The 17,313-nt window shown below is 32.9% G+C and carries 15 protein-coding genes; 13 read left to right on the forward strand and 2 right to left on the reverse strand.

What is annotated here, in order from left to right; translation table 11 throughout:
• Window positions 1-13: 13 nt before the first annotated feature.
• Window positions 14-634: a ribosome biogenesis GTP-binding protein YihA/YsxC gene (yihA, locus tag HW119_RS07150; RefSeq protein WP_177762573.1), complete on the reverse strand. Its 621-nt coding sequence runs from the start codon at window positions 632-634 to the stop codon at window positions 14-16.
• Between the two features lie 3 nt (window positions 635-637).
• Window positions 638-1,402 carry an alpha/beta fold hydrolase gene (locus HW119_RS07155; RefSeq protein WP_177762575.1) on the reverse strand — a complete coding sequence of 255 codons (765 nt, stop codon included), beginning with the start codon at window positions 1,400-1,402 and terminating at the stop codon, window positions 638-640.
• Between the two features lie 345 nt (window positions 1,403-1,747).
• Between HW119_RS07155 and mraZ the strand changes: the two genes are divergently transcribed.
• Genes mraZ through ftsZ form a run of 13 tightly spaced genes read left to right on the forward strand, consistent with a single transcriptional unit; the run spans window position 1,748 to window position 17,298 of the window.
• A complete protein-coding gene (mraZ, locus tag HW119_RS07160) occupies window positions 1,748-2,206 on the forward strand; it encodes a division/cell wall cluster transcriptional repressor MraZ (RefSeq protein ID WP_177762577.1) in 459 nt (152 codons plus the stop codon).
• Window positions 2,196-3,104 carry a 16S rRNA (cytosine(1402)-N(4))-methyltransferase RsmH gene (gene rsmH, locus HW119_RS07165; protein ID WP_177762580.1) on the forward strand — a complete coding sequence of 303 codons (909 nt, stop codon included), beginning with the start codon at window positions 2,196-2,198 and terminating at the stop codon, window positions 3,102-3,104. Before mraZ ends, rsmH begins: the two co-directional genes overlap by 11 nt.
• Window positions 3,101-3,442 carry an FtsL-like putative cell division protein gene (locus HW119_RS07170; protein ID WP_125018023.1) on the forward strand — a complete coding sequence of 114 codons (342 nt, stop codon included), beginning with the start codon at window positions 3,101-3,103 and terminating at the stop codon, window positions 3,440-3,442. Before rsmH ends, HW119_RS07170 begins: the two co-directional genes overlap by 4 nt.
• Window positions 3,433-5,436 (forward strand): penicillin-binding protein, encoded by a 2,004-nt coding sequence (locus HW119_RS07175; protein ID WP_177762583.1) that lies wholly within the window; start codon window positions 3,433-3,435, stop codon window positions 5,434-5,436. The genes HW119_RS07170 and HW119_RS07175 overlap by 10 nt, the downstream gene beginning before the upstream one ends.
• Window positions 5,433-6,887: a UDP-N-acetylmuramoyl-L-alanyl-D-glutamate--2,6-diaminopimelate ligase gene (locus tag HW119_RS07180; RefSeq protein WP_177762586.1), complete on the forward strand. Its 1,455-nt coding sequence runs from the start codon at window positions 5,433-5,435 to the stop codon at window positions 6,885-6,887. The genes HW119_RS07175 and HW119_RS07180 overlap by 4 nt, the downstream gene beginning before the upstream one ends.
• A gap of 1 nt (window position 6,888) precedes the next feature.
• Window positions 6,889-8,097 (forward strand): phospho-N-acetylmuramoyl-pentapeptide-transferase, encoded by a 1,209-nt coding sequence (gene mraY / locus HW119_RS07185; protein ID WP_177762588.1) that lies wholly within the window; start codon window positions 6,889-6,891, stop codon window positions 8,095-8,097.
• 1 nt (window position 8,098) lies between these two features.
• On the forward strand, window positions 8,099-9,430 hold the full coding sequence (gene murD, locus HW119_RS07190) for a UDP-N-acetylmuramoyl-L-alanine--D-glutamate ligase (RefSeq protein WP_177762591.1): 1,332 nt from the start codon (window positions 8,099-8,101) through the stop codon (window positions 9,428-9,430).
• Between the two features lie 9 nt (window positions 9,431-9,439).
• Complete coding sequence (locus HW119_RS07195; RefSeq protein WP_177762594.1) at window positions 9,440-10,711, forward strand: FtsW/RodA/SpoVE family cell cycle protein; 1,272 nt, start codon at window positions 9,440-9,442, stop codon at window positions 10,709-10,711.
• Between the two features lies 1 nt (window position 10,712).
• Window positions 10,713-11,804, forward strand: a complete 1,092-nt coding sequence (murG, locus tag HW119_RS07200) for an undecaprenyldiphospho-muramoylpentapeptide beta-N-acetylglucosaminyltransferase (protein WP_177762597.1) — start codon at window positions 10,713-10,715, stop codon at window positions 11,802-11,804.
• A gap of 4 nt (window positions 11,805-11,808) precedes the next feature.
• Window positions 11,809-13,164 (forward strand): UDP-N-acetylmuramate--L-alanine ligase, encoded by a 1,356-nt coding sequence (murC, locus tag HW119_RS07205; RefSeq protein WP_177762600.1) that lies wholly within the window; start codon window positions 11,809-11,811, stop codon window positions 13,162-13,164.
• A 4-nt stretch (window positions 13,165-13,168) separates the two neighbouring features.
• Entirely contained in the window at window positions 13,169-13,894 is a 726-nt protein-coding gene (locus tag HW119_RS07210) for a cell division protein FtsQ/DivIB (protein ID WP_177762603.1), read from the forward strand.
• 7 nt (window positions 13,895-13,901) lie between these two features.
• Entirely contained in the window at window positions 13,902-15,314 is a 1,413-nt protein-coding gene (ftsA, locus tag HW119_RS07215; RefSeq protein ID WP_177762606.1) for a cell division protein FtsA, read from the forward strand.
• A 16-nt stretch (window positions 15,315-15,330) separates the two neighbouring features.
• On the forward strand, window positions 15,331-17,298 hold the full coding sequence (ftsZ, locus tag HW119_RS07220) for a cell division protein FtsZ (protein WP_177762609.1): 1,968 nt from the start codon (window positions 15,331-15,333) through the stop codon (window positions 17,296-17,298).
• Window positions 17,299-17,313: the final 15 nt, after the last annotated feature.

Raw genomic sequence — 17,313 nt, forward strand, 5'->3', positions numbered from 1 at the left:
TATCGGATTTTTTTTATACAAAACTATCGTTCTTAAAAATATCTTTATTTATTTGGTCGATGTATTCTAAGATAGAATCTCTTCCTAATTCAGTTTCAGATGAAGTGATGAAATACGGAGGCATTTCTTCCCATTCACCAGCTAATAATGCCTTTTTGTAAGAAGCGACTAAGTTATTTACTTTACTTTTCGGAACTTTATCTGCTTTAGTGAAAATGATACTTAATGGAATTCCGTTTTCACCTAAATAAGTTAAAAATTCCAAATCTATTTTTTGTGGTTCATGTCTGATGTCTATTAAAACAAAAGCAGAAACTAATTGTTCTCTTTTTTCAAAATATTCAGTGATAAATTGTTGAAAAACAGATTTTGTTTTCTTTGAAACTTTAGCGTATCCGTATCCTGGTAAATCGACTAAAAACCAATTCGAATTGATTTTAAAGTGATTGATTAATTGTGTTTTTCCAGGTTTACTAGATGTTTTTGCTAAGTTTTTGTTATTGGTAAGCATGTTTATTAACGAAGATTTACCAACGTTAGAACGGCCAATAAAAGCATATTCCGGTAATGGTTCGTTCGGACATTTTGCAACATCCGAATTACTCACTACAAATTCTGCGGTATTAATTTTCATTCGTTAAAAATTTCTTTTTGTTAACCATTCGTCTAATAATTGATTGAATTCATCTGGATGTTCCATCATTGCAGCATGTCCACATTTATCAATCCAATATAAATCAGCGTCTGGTAATAATTCTTCAAATTCAACAGCAACATCCGGTGGAGTAACTATATCGTTTTTTCCCCAAATGATACAAGTTGGTGTATGCATTTTAGGTAGGTCTTTGGCCATGTTGTGACGAATAGCACTTTTTGCAATCGTTAATGTTTTTATCAATTTCATACGGTCATTTACCGTGGCAAAAACATCATCAACAACTTCTTTAGTTGCAATTTCTGGATTGTAGAAAACGTCTTGAGCTTTTTTCTTAATAAATTCGTAATCACCTCTTCTTGGGTACGAGTCGCCCATGGCACTTTCGTAAAGCCCCGAACTGCCTGTGATTACCATAGCTTTTACGTTTTCAGGATATAATTTTGTATGTAATAATGCAATATGACCACCAAGTGAATTTCCTAAAAGAATCACGTCTTTTAGTCCTAAATGTGTAATAAAATCATGTGTGAATTTAGCAAATGCTTTCACGCTTGTTTTTAAAATACTGTTTGTATAAATAGGTAATTCAGGTAAAATTACTCGATATCCTTTTTTTGGAAAATACTCAGAAACTCCGTCAAAATTACTCAAACCTCCCATTAATCCATGTAGGATAATAATTGGTTTTCCTTCGCCGTATTCTGCGTATCTAAATTTTCCTTCTTCTTTAATTATTCGCTTCATTTATTTTTTTGCGATTACAATAATACGCAAATATACTACTTTCAGATTGAATTATGTTTATATGTTTTTATGAAAATCTTTTTTTAATGTTTTAATAACATTTTTTTTAACAGTTTTTATTTTTGAAAATTATTCAGTTTTTGACTAAAATTCGAGAACATATTTGAAAATTATTAACAAAATCATAAATTCTTTAAAAAATGTTTGTTTGTTGTAAATGAGGTGGTTGTAAAAAACATAAGGCTTTTTTAGATTGTTGATAAAAAAACAAACAAAGTGGTAGAAAGTGGTAAAAAGTGGTAAAAAAATATTTACATTTGCTATAATCAAAATCAAAAAGTAAAGTTGAGTTCAATTGTAGGGACATACGAATGTAAAATCGATACCAAAGGAAGGGTGATGGTTCCTGCTTCATTAAAGAAGCAGATTCCTGCTATGTCTGATGGTTTTGTTTTAAAGCGTTCAGTGTTTGAAACTTGCGTTGAGTTGTGGCCGATGGCTGAGTGGGAATTGATGATGGTGAAAATCAATAAACTGAATCGATTTGTTCGAAAAAACGATTTGTTTGTTCGTAAGTTCATGGCAGGTGTAAAAACTGTTGAAATTGACGATGCGGGTAGATTATTGCTTTCAAAAGACTTAATTGATTTTGCTAAAATATCTAAAGATGTTGTTTTTTCGTCTAAAGTAAATGTTATTGAAATTTGGGACAAGCAATTATATGAAGATATTTTAAATGATGATTTTGATTTTGGTGATTTAGCCGAAGAAGTAATGGGTAATTTAGATGATAATGGAGAATAACGAATATCACAATCCGGTTTTATTAAAAGAAACAGTTGATGGCTTGAATATTAAACCAGACGGAGTTTACGTGGATGTGACTTTCGGTGGTGGTGGACATTCAAGAGAAATAATGAGAAGGTTAGGACCAAACGGAAAATTGTTTGCTTTTGACCAAGATGAAGATGCCTTAGCTAATATTATAGAAGATGACCGTTTTCAATTAATAAATGAAAATTTCAGATTCATAAAAAGATATCTACGTTTTCACGGAATCAAACAAGTTGATGGAATTTTAGCAGATTTAGGTGTTTCATCTCATCAGTTTGATGTTGCAGAACGTGGTTTTTCGACTCGATTTGAAGCTGAATTGGATATGCGAATGAATCAGAAAGGAGATTTGTCTGCATATAATGTTATAAATGATTATGACGAAAGTCAAATTGCAAGCGTGCTTTCGCAATATGGCGAACTTACTAACGCAAGAGCAATGGCTTCTGCGATTGTAACTGCTCGTTTAGAAGGTGAAATCAAAAACTCTGAACAGTTAAAACTGATTTTGTCGCGTTTTTTGCCTGGACATAAAAGCAATAAGATTTTAGCTCAAATATATCAAGCAATCCGAATTGAAGTAAATCAAGAAATGGATGTTTTAAAAGAATTCTTAGAACAATCTTTAGAGATTTTAGCTCCAAACGGAAGGTTAAGTGTAATTTCTTATCATTCTTTAGAAGATCGTTTAGTTAAACGATACATGAAAAACGGAATGTTTGAAGGTGAACCAGAAAAAGATATGTTTGGACGTTTTGAAGTGCCGTTCAAATTAATCGGTAAAATGATTATTCCTTCTGATGAAGAGATAAAAATAAATAATAGGGCGCGCAGCGCAAAATTGAGAATAGCAGAAAAAAATAAATGAACATATATAATATCATAAAAGCCAAATATTTAGTAGAAGGACATTCTATTTATAATTGGCTATTTATTATTTATGTGGTTTTGTGGGCGCTTGTTTTGATTGCGAATAATCATTTTTATGAGCAAAAGACAATGAATCTACGAGATTTGAATGAAGAAGTAAAAGAAATGCGCTCTGAGTTTGTGGACCGTCGTTCTGAGTTGATGCAATTAAAAATGGAGTCAACAATTTCAAGAAAAATGGAAACATTAGAAATTTTTCCATCGAGCGTTCCTCCAAAAAAAATAAAAGTAGTTGTAGAAAAAGAAGAAAAAGGATTTTTTGATTTATGGGATTAGCTAACAAAAACGAAAATAATAGAGCTTATTTAGTTTTCGGTTTTATGTTGCTGATTTGCTTCGGGATTTTTGCCAAAATGACCATTATTCAATTTAAAGATGGTGAAAAATGGAGAAGTAAGGCAGACAGTTTAACCATTAAAGATGAAAGTATTCCTGCTAATAGAGGTAATATTTATTCGGCAGATGGAAGTCTATTGGCTACATCGATTCCAAAATACTCTATTTATTTCGACCCTTTTGCTCCAAGTGATGAAAATTTTGAAAAAAATATAAAGCCATTATCCGATTCATTAGCAAGATTCTTAAGGAAAAAAACATCAGGTCAATACGAATCTGATTTTAGAAGAGCTCGTTCTAACAAAAAAAGATATTTACACATCGCAACCAAGTTGAGTTACACCGACTATATGCGTTTAAAGTCATTTCCGCTTTTTAATTTAGGTAAAAATAAAGGGGGGATGATTATTGATCAAGTGAATGTTCGTGAATATCCGATGGGAATGATTGCAAATAGAACTATTGGGTATGAGCGTATTAATGATGATGGTTCGATAACAAGAAAAGGTGTTGAAGCTGCTTTTACAGATTATTTGACAGGAAAGGAAGGTCGTCGAAAAGTTCAAAAAATGTCGAAACGTTTATGGAAACCGATTGGTGATGAAAATGAAATTGATCCCAAAGATGGTTTAGATATCATAACAACGATTGACGTTTATATACAAGATATTGCACATCATGCGCTTCTGAAAGCTTTGGAAGATTTTGGTGCACATCATGGAACAGTTATCGTGATGGAAACTGAGACTGGACATATTAAGGCAATTTCTAATTTAGGATTAGGTGAAAACGGAAGTTATTCAGAAACAATAAACTATGCTGTAGTTGAAAAACATGATCCAGGATCAACATTTAAGTTAGCTTCTTATTTAGCTTTACTTGATTCAGGAAAAGTAGATACAGCAACTGTTTATGATACACATAACGGAATAGTTACTTTTTCTGGAAAACGAGTTAGAGATTCTAATCGTAGAGGTTATGGTAAGATTTCCTTAGCCCGTGGTTTTGAAGTTTCTTCAAACACTGTAGTTACGCAAGCAGTAAACGAAGCGTTTAAAGATAATCCAAAACAGTTTACAGATAAACTAGAGAGTTTTGGATTTAATAAGCCACTTGGAATCGATTTGTTAGGTGAAGCTTCTTCTTATATTCCAGTTCCTGGAGATCGTAATTGGAGTAAGATTGCCTTACCTTGGATGGCATATGGATATGGTATTTTAGTAACTCCGTTGCAAACATTAACGCTTTATAACGCAGTTGCAAATGACGGAAAAATGGTTAAACCACAATTTGTTCAAGAAATACGAGATGTTAATAATTCAGTAAAGGTATTTGAAACGCAAGTAATCAATCCGCAAATTGTAAAACCTCAAGTAATCGGTGAGATGCAAGATGTTTTGAAAAATGTAATGAAGAAAAAAGGAGGTACTGGACATCGTCTTTATTCAACAGATTTTTCAATGGCAGGTAAGACAGGAACGGCTCAAATGAATTATGGTAAAAGTGGAGGAGGAATGTATTATGCTTCTTCGTTTGTTGGATATTTTCCAGCTGAGGAACCTAAATATTCTTGCATCGTTGTAATCCACAGACCAACCAAAAAAAGCTATTACGGAGGTGATGTTGCAGGGCCGGTATTCAAACGTTTAGCGCAAAAAATATTTACTGATGTACCTTCAATGAAAGAAATCAAGAATATTGATAAAGTACTTCCGGAGGTAAATAAAAAATATGAAAAATATTATGCTACTGTTAAAACAGTAGGTAACAAAATGCCAAATGTAATTGGTTTAAGTCCGATGGATGCAATTGCCATTTTAGAAAATTTAGGAGTTAGAGTAAAAACAACTGGCTTCGGAAAAGTAAAATCTCAGTCTGTTTCAGAAGGACAAACGATAGATAAAACACAAACAATTATATTAGAGTTATCTTGAAAAATTTAGAAACTATATTAGCAAACGTTTTAACAAAATCAATAATTGGTTCTGTTCAAATTGCTATTGATGTCTTAACGTTCGATTCTCGATCAGTTGTGCCTTCGACTCTTTTTGTTGCCGTTAAAGGAACAGAAGTTGACGGACACAGCTACATTCAAAAAGCTATTGATTTAGGTGCTTCTGTTATTGTTTGTGAAATTTTACCAAGTAAACTTGTTGATGAAGTCACATACATAGAAGTTGAAAATTCTAATGAAGCACTAGCTCATTTAGCTTCGAATTTTTATGATAATCCGTCAACTAAATTAAAATTAGTTGGTGTTACAGGAACAAATGGAAAAACAACCATTGCAACCTTGCTGTATAATTTATTTATGCAAGCAGGTTTTCAAGTTGGTTTACTTTCGACTGTAAAAGTTATGATTGGTTCAGAAACACACCCAGCAACGCATACAACTCCTGATTCAATTGCTATAAATAAGTATTTATCTCATATGGTTGAATCAGGGTGTCAATATTGTTTTATGGAAGTGAGTTCACACGGTATTGCACAAAAACGAACAGCAGCTTTAGATTTTGATGGTGGTATTTTTACCAATCTTTCTCACGATCATTTAGATTATCATAAAACGTTTGCAGAATATCGCGATGTTAAAAAAAGTTTCTTTGATCAACTAGAAAAAAATGCTTTCGCTATTACCAATGCCGATGATAAAAATGGCGAATTCATGCTACAAAATTGTAAAGCTAAAAAGCTATCTTACGGTTTAAAGAATGTTGCAGATATTCATGGTCAAGTATTAGAAAGTCAAATTTCGGGAATGTTAATGCGCATTCAAAACAATGAAATTTGGGTTCAATTAATAGGTTCATTTAATGCATCAAATTTATTAGCAGTTTACACAGCAGCTATAAATTTAGGATTGTCTGAAGAAGAAGTGCTGTTACAATTAAGTACGTTAAAAAGTGTTTCAGGACGTTTTCAATATTTCGTGTCAGAAGATAAAATTACGGCAATTGTTGATTATGCTCATACACCAGATGCGTTAGAAAATGTATTGAAAACCATTGAAGAAATACGTACAAGAAACGAACAATTAATTACTATCGTGGGATGCGGTGGTAATCGAGATAAAACGAAACGTCCAGAAATGGGACAAATTGCAAGTGAAATGAGCAACCAAGTCATTTTTACTTCAGATAATCCAAGAAATGAAGATCCGATGGTAATTCTTTCTGAGATTGAATCAGGAGTGGAAGCTCATAACGTGAGAAAAGTTCTTACAATCGAAGATCGTGCTCAGGCTATAAAAACAGCTTGTAAGTTAGCAAAAGCTGGTGATATCATATTAATTGCTGGTAAAGGTCACGAAGATTATCAAGAAATTAAAGGAGTAAAACACCATTTCAATGATTATGAATTGGTTCAAGAATTTTTAAAAAAATAAGATGTTATATTATATATTTCAATATTTAGGCGAAAACTATGATATTCCTGGAGCGAGATTGTTTCAGTATATAACCTTTCGTTCTGGAATGGCAATTTTATTTTCGTTATTGATTTCTACAATTTTTGGAAAACGTATTATAGATTTCTTACGTAAAAAACAAATTGGAGAAACAGTTCGTGAGCTTGGTTTAGAAGGGCAAAATGAAAAAGCAGGTACACCAACAATGGGTGGAATTATCATTATTATTTCCACATTAATTCCAGTTTTGTTATTTGCAAAGTTAGATAACATTTATATTTTACTTTTGATTTTGACTACCATTTGGATGGGAGCTATTGGTTTTCTTGATGATTATATTAAGATCTTTAAAAAAGATAAAGAAGGTTTAAAAGGAAGATTCAAAGTTATTGGTCAGATTGGATTGGGAATAATAGTTGGAGGGATTTTATATTTCCATCCAAGTGTTACAGTTAGAGATACTCCAAGTATTCTTTTAGAAACAGAAGTAATCAGTAAATACGATGTTAAGTCAACAGCTACGACAATTCCTTTTTTTAAAAATAATGAGTTCGATTACGGACAATTAATTTCATGGATGGGTGATGGATATGAAAATTATGTTTGGTTGATTTTTATTCCAATTGTAATTTTTATTGTAACAGCAGTTTCAAATGGAGCTAATTTAACAGATGGAATTGATGGTTTGGCCGCCGGAACCTCAGCAATAACCGTTTTGGCTTTAGCAGCATTTACATTTATTTCAGGAAACTTTGTTCTATCAAATTATCTAAATGTCATGTATATTCCCAATTCTGGAGAAATGACCATTTTTATTGCCGCCTTTGTTGGTGCTCTAATCGGATTTTTGTGGTACAATACATATCCAGCTCAAGTTTTTATGGGCGACACAGGAAGTTTAACTATTGGTGGAATCATAGCTGTGATTGCAATCGCGGTTCGTAAAGAACTATTAATTCCTGTTTTATGTGGTGTTTTCTTAGTAGAAAATTTGTCTGTTGTATTACAAGTGAGTTATTTCAAATACACAAAAAAGAGATTTGGTGAAGGAAGAAGAATCTTTTTAATGTCGCCTTTACATCATCACTTTCAGAAAAAAGGATATCACGAAAGTAAAATCGTAACTCGTTTCTGGATTGTAGCCATTTTCTTAGCTATTTTTTGTGTGATTTCATTAAAATTAAGATAGTATGAAGTTAGTTGTACTTGGTGGAGGTGAAAGCGGTGTAGGAACTGCAATCCTTGGAAAGCAAAAAGGTTATGAAGTTTTTTTATCTGATGCGGGTTTCATTAAAGATCATTACAAAAATGTTTTAAATACCGAAGGCATTGAATGGGAAGAAAATCAGCATTCGGTTGAACGAATTCTTCAAGCTGATGTCGTTATGAAAAGTCCCGGAATTCCGGATAAGGTTCAAATCATAAAAGATTTACATGCTAAAGGAATAAAAGTGATTTCTGAAATTGAATTTGCTTATCCATTTGCTAAAAACATTTCAATCGGAATTACAGGAAGCAACGGTAAAACCACAACAACTTTGCTAACGCATCACGTTCTTAAACAAGCCGGATTAGATATTGGTATCGCAGGAAACATCGGAGATAGTTATGCACAACAAATTGCAGAAAATCCAGAATGTCCTTATGTGCTAGAATTAAGTAGTTTCCAATTAGATGGAATCGAAAATTACAAGCCACATATTGCAATCATTACCAATTTAAGTCCTGATCATTTAGATCGATACAATTACGAATATCAAAATTATATCGATGCCAAGTTCAGAATCACCATGAATCAAACCGCAGAAGATTATTTGATTTATGATGCAGACGACATCGAAATTCAAAAATGGTTAACTAACAACAAAACAAAAGCACAATTAGTTCCTTTTTCATTAACTCAGGTTTTAGAACAAGGTGCTTATTTAAAAGATAACAACATAATAGCGATGATTAAAGAAGAAAACGTAACAATTCCAACTAACGAAATTGCTATAGAAGGAAAACATAATGTAAAAAATGCTATGGCAGCAACGTTAGTAGCGCAAATGATGCGTGTGCGTAAACAAACAATTCGCGAAAGCTTGTCGAATTTCGATGGCGTTCCTCATCGTTTAGAAAAAGTAAATCGTGTAAACAAAGTTTTATACATCAACGATTCTAAAGCGACTAATGTTAATGCAACTTATTTTGCTTTAGAAAGTGTGAATGCACCAACCATTTGGATTGTTGGAGGTGTGGACAAAGGAAATGATTACGACGAATTAATGTCGTTTGTAAACGAAAAAGTAAAAGCAATTATTTGTTTAGGATTAGATAACGAAAAAATCAAACATGCTTTTGCAAGTGTTGTGGATGTAATGTTAGAGGCAACTTCTATGAAAGATGCGGTTTCATTAGCTCACAAAATGTCTGAAGAAGGAGATACAGTTTTATTATCGCCTTGTTGCGCAAGTTTCGATCTTTTTAAAAGTTACGAAGATCGTGGAGATCAATTTAAAGAAGAAGTAAATAAATTATAAAAACCAATTATGAGAAAGTTATTATCCCGTTTTGAAGGTGATAAAGCTATTTGGGCCTACGTTGTTTTGTTGGCTCTATTCTCGTTTATGCCTGTTTTTAGCGCAAGCTCAAACTTGGTTCACGTAGTCGGAACAGGTTCAATTATTGGTTTGTTGATGAAACATTTCTTTCATATTCTTGTCGGAATTGTGATCGTTTATGTATTTCATAGAATGCCTTTTGATCGATTGAAATATTTTGCTCCAATTGCTTGGATTCCTGTTGTCGGTTTGTTACTCTTAACAGCTGCTCAAGGAATGATGATCGGCGGAGCAAATGCAAGTAGATGGTTAAATATTCCTGGTATCAATTTGTCATTTCAACCTTCTTCTATCGGATGGATTTCTTTGATGGCTTATTTGTCGTGGTTTCTTTGGAAATTTAGTGATGAAGAATATTCATTTAATAAATCTTTACTTTGGGTTTGGGTTCCAGTTGGATTAATTATTTTGCCAATTTTTCCATCAAATTTTTCAACTGCAGCGATCATTTTTGCATCTGTTTGCATGTTGTTATTTATCGGTAAATATCCATTAAAATATTTAGGTAAAATTCTTGGTTTTGGGATGGTAATGGGCGTTATGGCGTTTTTTGCAGCCAAGGCTTTTCCAGATTATGCACCATCGCGTTTGAGTACTTGGGTGGCTCGTATTGATCGTTTTGGTTCTGATGATAAGGATGTGGATCGTTACCAAATCGAAAATGCAAAAATTGCAATTGCTCAAGGTGAAGTTTTTGGTGTTGGTCCTGGAAAAAGTATTCAAAAGAATTTTCTTCCACAATCATCATCGGATTTTATTTATGCAATCATTGTCGAAGAATTTGGTTTTATAGGCGGCATGATGATATTGGGAGTTTATGTTCTTTTATTATTTCGATTTTTAGTAGTAAGCAATAAAGCGCCCAATCTCTTTGGAAAATATCTCGTCATTGGACTTGGTTTTTCAATTATATTTCAAGCCATAATAAACATGGGAGTTGCAGTAGAAATTTTCCCAACTACAGGTCAACCGTTACCTTTGGTTAGTAGTGGAGGAACTTCCATTTGGATGACTTGTCTTTCTTTAGGAATCATATTAAGTGTTTCTCGTAAAGAAGATGAAATAAAAAAACAAATGTTCGAAAATGCTGCGAAGCAAGAAGCGTTTAGAAAATTATTAGAAGAACAAGAATTAGCAGATAAAGAAGAACGTGAATTTGAAGGAGATAATCCGATGAATGCCGTTCTAAATAAAAGATAAAATGAAAACGAATCCTAGATTTATAATTAGTGGTGGCGGAACAGGCGGACATATTTATCCGGCAATTGCTATTGCAAACGAAATTAAAGCGCAGTTTCCTGAGGCTGAAATTTTGTTTGTTGGTGCTCAAGATAAAATGGAAATGCAAAAAGTTCCTGCTGCGGGTTATCAAATCGAAGGTTTATGGATTGCCGGAATTCAACGTAAATTAACTTTGAGTAACTTAATGTTTCCAATAAAGTTTTTGTCAAGTTTAATCAAATCGCGTGGAATTATAAATAGGTTTAAACCCGATGTGGTTATCGGTACAGGTGGTTTTGCAAGCGGAGCTGTAGTGAAGGTTGCAGGTTCAATGGATATTCCAACCGTAATTCAAGAACAAAATTCGTATCCTGGAATTACAAATAAAATGTTAGCTAAAAATGCCAAATCAATTTGTGTAGCTTACGAAGGTTTAGAACGTTTTTTTGATAAGAATAAAATTCAATTAACTGGAAATCCAGTACGACAAGATTTATTAACGATTGATTCAAAACGTAGCGAAGCGATTAAGTTTTTTGATCTAGATCCGAATAAAAAAACTGTTGTTGTTTTGGGAGGAAGTTTAGGAGCTCGAAAAATAAATCAGTTAATCGAACAAAAATTAAATGTTTTTTCAGATAATAACGTTCAGGTCATTTGGCAATGTGGTAAGTTTTATTTTGAAGAATATAAAAAATACAACAGCAGTTTGGTTCAAGTAAGTGCTTTTATCGAAAAAATGGATTTGCTTTATGCTGCCGCCGATGTTATCATTTCAAGAGCAGGCGCGTCATCGGTTTCGGAATTGGCAATTGTTGGTAAGCCTGTGATTTTTATTCCGTCGCCTAATGTTGCGGAAGATCATCAAACTAAAAATGCCAAAAGTATTGCTGATAAAAACGGAGCGATTTTAATTAAAGAATCAGAATTAGAACAACGTTTTGATTTAGAATTAAAGAAGTTGATTTCGGACGAAAATTATTCACATGAACTTTCGTTTAATTTAAAAAAGTTAGCAAAACCTAACGCAACGAAAGAAATCGTAAAACAAATTATACAATTAGTAAAATAAGAAAATGAATATAGCAACTTTAAAAAATGTGTTTTTTATCGGAATCGGTGGAATCGGTATGAGTGCTATTGCTCGTTATTTTCATCGTTTAGGAAAAAATGTAGCAGGTTATGATAAAACGCGTACGCATTTAACAGATGAGTTAGAAGCTGAAGGAATTGCGATTCATTTCGAAGATAATTTAGAATTAATTTCAAAAGCGTTTTTTGATAGAGATGAAACGTTGGTGGTGATCACACCAGCAATTCCTAAAAATCATAGCGAATGGAATTATTTTATTGATAATAATTTTGAAATAAAAAAACGTGCCGAAGTTTTAGGTTTAATTACCGAAAATTCATTCTGTTTTGCAGTTTCGGGTACGCATGGTAAAACAACGACTTCGAGTATGTTAGCTCATATTTTATTTCAAAATAAAGTTGATGTAACCTCGTTTTTAGGAGGTGTTTTAGAGAATTATAATTCAAATTTAGTTGGCGAAGGTAAGACAGTTACTGTGGTTGAAGCCGATGAATTTGATAGATCTTTCTTACATTTGCACCCCAATATTGCGTGCGTGATTTCTAACGATGCGGATCATTTAGATATTTACGGAACAAATGATGCAATTAAAGAATCGTTTAGAGAATTTGCAGCTAAAGTTTCAGACAAAGACAATTTGTTTGTAGCTAACCATGTCGCAATTGACGGAACTAAAGTCGGAATCAATTCAAATGCTGATATTGTTGCTGAAAATTTGAGAATTGAAAATGGAATGCGTGTTTTTGATTTGCGTTTTGAAAACGAAACAATCAAAGATATTCATTTACAGATGCCAGGCGAACATAACGTTATGAATGCAAGTTTAGCTATTTCAATGGCACGTAAATATGGATTGACTGCAGAACAAATTAAAAAAGCATTAGCAACATTTAGTGGAGTTCGCAGAAGATTTTCATTCAAAGTGAGAACAGAAAAATGTGTATATATCGATGATTATGCACATCATCCAACAGAAATAAAAGCTGTTTATAGTGCTGTTCGCGAATTGTATCCGAATAAAAAAATTGTAGCTGTTTTTCAACCGCATTTGTTCAGTAGAACCAATGATTTTATGGATGATTTTGCAGCGAGTTTATCCAAATTTGATGAAATTTATTTGTTAGATATTTATCCTGCTCGTGAGTTGCCAATGGAAGGTGTTACATCACAAGTGCTTTTAGATAAGATGACAAATAATAATAAAAAGTTGATTTCTAAAAAAGAACTTTTACAATTTGTTTCAGAAACCAACGAAGAAGTTTTAGTTACCATCGGAGCAGGTGATATTGGAGAAATGGTAGATGATATTAAAGCGATTTTAGAAAATAGATTAAAATAAGAAAATGTTAAAAAAAATCAACTGGTTCGATGTGTATTTAGTGCTTAGTATTTTTGCACTAGTTGGACTATTTGTTTTTGCGCAATCGCGTTCAAAACAAAGAACAGTTGATGCTATTGAAGTGAAATTTTTAAGTAATAATAACCATTTTATAACACAAGAAATGGTTAATAACTTGTTAATACAAAATTTTCCAAATGCGACCAACGTATTTAAAGATGAATTAGATTTGAATAAGTTGGAGCAAGAACTGCAAAAAAATGAAATGATTGCGTCGTCACAAGTATATTTTGATGCGAATGGAGTTTTAAATGCAGAAGTAGTTCAAAAGACAGCAATAGCACGAGTTCTTACAGAAAACGGTTCGTATTACATTGACAAACAAGGAGGAAAGATGCCATTATCTAATCATTTTAGTGCGCATGTTCCTGTAGTTTTGGGTAAGGTTTCTGATCGAAATAGATCGGAATTTATTCGAATGTTGAATGTTATTTTTGAAGACGATTTTCTTAAAAAGAGTATTACTGGAATTAAAATAAATCCAGATCAAAGTTTGAATTTGACGGTTCGAGAATATGATTACAATTTAGAGTTTGGTAGATTAACAGAAGTTGAAAAGAAATTTAATAATTATAAAGCTTTTCTTCACTATTCAAAAAACGATACCATTGTACCTTATTACAAGAACGTGAATTTAAGATTTACTGAACAAGTTATTTGCACCAAATAAAATTATTATGAACAAGAACAATATCGCTGTAGGTTTAGACATCGGAACAACTAAAATTGTTGCGATGGTTGGAAAAAGAAACGAGTACGGAAAGCTCGAAATCTTAGGAGTAGGAAATGCCAAAAGTTTAGGTGTTAAAAGAGGTGTTGTTAATAATATTACACAAACAATTCAATCGATTCAAAACGCAGTTGCATTAGCAGAAGCAGAATCGGGATATAAAATTAAAGATGTTGTTGTTGGTATTGCTGGTCAACATATCAGAAGTATTCAACATCATGAATATATTAGTAGAGAAAATCCAGATAATGTGATTTCTGATGCTGATATTGAATTATTGATTAATCAGGTTCAGAAATTAACCATGTTACCTGGAGAAGAAATTATTCACGTGCTTCCGCAAGAATTCAAAATTGACGACGAAGCAGGTATCAAAGAGCCAATCGGAATGTACGGTCGCAGATTAGAAGCAAGCTTCCATGTAGTTGTTGGTCAATCTTCTTCAATCCGTAACGCAGGACGTTGTGTAAAAGATGCAGGTTTAGAATTGTCTGGTTTAACATTAGAACCTTTGGCGTCTGCAGAAGCTGTTTTAAGTCAAGAAGAAAAAGAAGCTGGTGTTGCATTAATTGATATAGGTGGAGGAACAACAGATTTAGCAATTTTTAAAGATGGAATTATCCGTCATACAGCTGTAGTTCCTTTCGGAGGAAATGTAATTACAGAAGATATTAAAGAAGGTTGTTCAATCATCGAAAAGCAAGCAGAACTATTAAAAACACGTTTTGGTTCGGCTTGGCCAGGAGAAAACAGAGATAACGAAATTGTATCAATTCCAGGTTTACGTGGTCAAGATGCAAAAGAAATTTCTTTAAAAAATCTTTCTAAAATTATTCACGCTCGTGTGGTTGAAATTATTGAAATGATTTTCTCTGAAATCAAAGCTTACGGATATGATAATCCACGTAAAAAATTAATTGCAGGGATTGTGTTAACAGGCGGTGGTTCTGAATTAAAACATATCAAGCAATTAGTAGAATACATCACGGGAATTGATACACGTATCGGATTTCCAAACGAGCATATTGCTGGAGATTCTGCAAAAGTTGTGGCAAGACCTTTATATGCAACAGGAGTTGGTTTAACCATGGAAAGTGATTTAAATAATTCTAGAAGTCAGATTTATGTAAAAGGTCATGAAAATGATGATTATTATCAAGTTGCTAAAACCACTGTTGTAACTCAAACGGTTAATACCGTTACAGAAATTGAACAAGAACAAGTTGTTATAAAAGAAAAAGAAACAGAAATGATTATCGAAAACGAAGTAGAAAAACCTTCGACTGTAGATAATATAAAAGGAAGATTTTTTGGTAATTTTTTATCTAAGTTTAAAGAATTTATCGATAAGTCAGAATAAATAAACCGCATAGAAAATGGATAACACATTTGAAAACATCACATTTGATTTGCCAAAAAATCAATCAAATGTAATTAAAGTAATCGGAGTTGGCGGTGGCGGTAGTAATGCCATTAACCACATGTTTAGCCAAGGGATTAAAGGAGTTGACTTTGTTGTTTGTAATACAGACGCACAAGCACTTCAAAACAGTACTGTTCCTACAAAAATTCAGTTAGGTGTTGCTCTAACAGAAGGTTTAGGTGCTGGTGCAAATCCTGATGTTGGTCAACAATCTGCATTAGAAAGTATTGAAGAGATTGAACAATTATTAGACACAAATACCAAAATGGTTTTCATTACCGCTGGTATGGGTGGTGGTACAGGTACAGGTGCTGCTCCGGTAATTGCGCAATTGTCTAAAGAAAGAGATATATTAACAGTTGGTATCGTTACGATTCCTTTTCAATTCGAAGGTAAAGTTCGTCAAGAACAAGCTTTACGCGGAGTTGAGAAATTAAGAAAAGTTGTCGATTCTCTAATTGTTATCAATAACAATAAATTAAGAGAAGTTTACGGAAACTTAGGATTTAAAGCTGGTTTCTCTAAAGCTGATGAAGTTTTAGCAACTGCTTCTCGTGGTATTGCTGAAGTTATTACACATCACTACACGCAAAATATCGATTTAAAAGATGCTAAAACTGTTTTGTCAAACAGTGGAACTGCAATAATGGGTTCGTCTTTGGCTTCTGGTGAAAATAGAGCAAAAGAAGCTATTGTTTCTGCTTTAGATTCTCCATTGTTAAACGATAACAAAATTACAGGTGCTAAAAACGTATTGTTATTAATTGTTTCTGGTGAGAATGAAATCACGATTGATGAAATCGGAGAAATCAACGACCACATCCAGATGGAAGCAGGTCATAATGCAAACATCATTATGGGAGTTGGTGAAGATGAAACTTTAGGTGATTCTATCGCTGTAACAATTATTGCAACGGGTTTTAATGTTGAGCAACAACAAGAAATTGTGAGCTCATCAGAACCAAATAAAATTATTCATGTTTTAGGAGATGAGCAAAGAGTAACGGCTAATTTAACACAGCCAAACGTACCAACTTTTTCTGCACCATCACCAGAACAACCTTTACAAAACAATGGATTTTCCAATGCAGGAAGAATCGTTTACGGATTAGAAGATGATTTGCAAATTACTTCTAATTCAGACGTTGAAAAAAAAACAATAGTTCAAACTACTAATCCAGTTGCTCATGCGGTTGCAACTCCAGTAGTGGAACAAGTTGTTAATCCAGCGATAAACGAGCAACCTCAGTTTGAAATTAAACAAATTAAAACACAGGATATTAGAGATATTCAGGTGATTGACCCACAATTTATAATTGTAAAACCTAAACCTGTTATTGAAGAACCTGCAATACAATTTACATTTGATATTCATCAACAAGAGCGTGAATTTGAAGGGCAACATGAAATGTTTTCAAATCAAGAATTAAATTTCTTTACGAATAACGAACCAGAAATGGTAATTCCTGTTCAAGAAGAAAAAGTTGAAGAATTGAAAAATCCAAATGAAGTAATTCGTTATTCTTTGGATGATTACATGGAAGTTGAAGAGAAATTGACAAAGAAAGTTGCTGTTGAAGAAATGGAAGATGACTTTGGTTTTACAGTTCGTACAGAAACTTCAATTCCAAATTCAATCAGAACTTCAGATGAAATCTCACCAATTGATTTATCTATTAATGATATATTAAAAGGTCGTGCAGAAGAAAGAAAACGTAAGATGAAAGACTTCAATCATAAGTTCAATAACGTAAACGCGCAATTGAATGATTTGGAGAAAGAACCAGCTTACAAAAGAATGGGAGTTGATTTGTATTCAAATACTTCAAGTCAGACTTCAAGAATGTCTTTAGGTACGGATAGTAACAACGATTTGCAATTACGTTCAAATAATTCATTCTTACATGATAATGTAGATTAGTTATAGATTAGATTA

This window comes from Flavobacterium sp. I3-2 (assembly GCF_013389595.1).
GTDB lineage: Bacteria > Bacteroidota > Bacteroidia > Flavobacteriales > Flavobacteriaceae > Flavobacterium.

Bases quoted from the DNA above. Each gene is read 5' to 3' on its own strand.
- yihA (WP_177762573.1), bottom strand. From the start codon at position 634: ATGAAAATTAATACCGCAGAATTTGTAGTGAGTAATTCGGATGTTGCA.
- HW119_RS07155 (WP_177762575.1), bottom strand. From the start codon at position 1,402: ATGAAGCGAATAATTAAAGAAGAAGGAAAATTTAGATACGCAGAATAC.
- rsmH (WP_177762580.1), top strand. From the start codon at position 2,196: ATGGAGAATAACGAATATCACAATCCGGTTTTATTAAAAGAAACAGTT.
- HW119_RS07170 (WP_125018023.1), top strand. From the start codon at position 3,101: ATGAACATATATAATATCATAAAAGCCAAATATTTAGTAGAAGGACAT.
- HW119_RS07175 (WP_177762583.1), top strand. From the start codon at position 3,433: ATGGGATTAGCTAACAAAAACGAAAATAATAGAGCTTATTTAGTTTTC.
- mraY (WP_177762588.1), top strand. From the start codon at position 6,889: ATGTTATATTATATATTTCAATATTTAGGCGAAAACTATGATATTCCT.
- murD (WP_177762591.1), top strand. From the start codon at position 8,099: ATGAAGTTAGTTGTACTTGGTGGAGGTGAAAGCGGTGTAGGAACTGCA.
- HW119_RS07195 (WP_177762594.1), top strand. From the start codon at position 9,440: ATGAGAAAGTTATTATCCCGTTTTGAAGGTGATAAAGCTATTTGGGCC.
- murG (WP_177762597.1), top strand. From the start codon at position 10,713: ATGAAAACGAATCCTAGATTTATAATTAGTGGTGGCGGAACAGGCGGA.
- murC (WP_177762600.1), top strand. From the start codon at position 11,809: ATGAATATAGCAACTTTAAAAAATGTGTTTTTTATCGGAATCGGTGGA.
- HW119_RS07210 (WP_177762603.1), top strand. From the start codon at position 13,169: ATGTTAAAAAAAATCAACTGGTTCGATGTGTATTTAGTGCTTAGTATT.
- ftsA (WP_177762606.1), top strand. From the start codon at position 13,902: ATGAACAAGAACAATATCGCTGTAGGTTTAGACATCGGAACAACTAAA.
- ftsZ (WP_177762609.1), top strand. From the start codon at position 15,331: ATGGATAACACATTTGAAAACATCACATTTGATTTGCCAAAAAATCAA.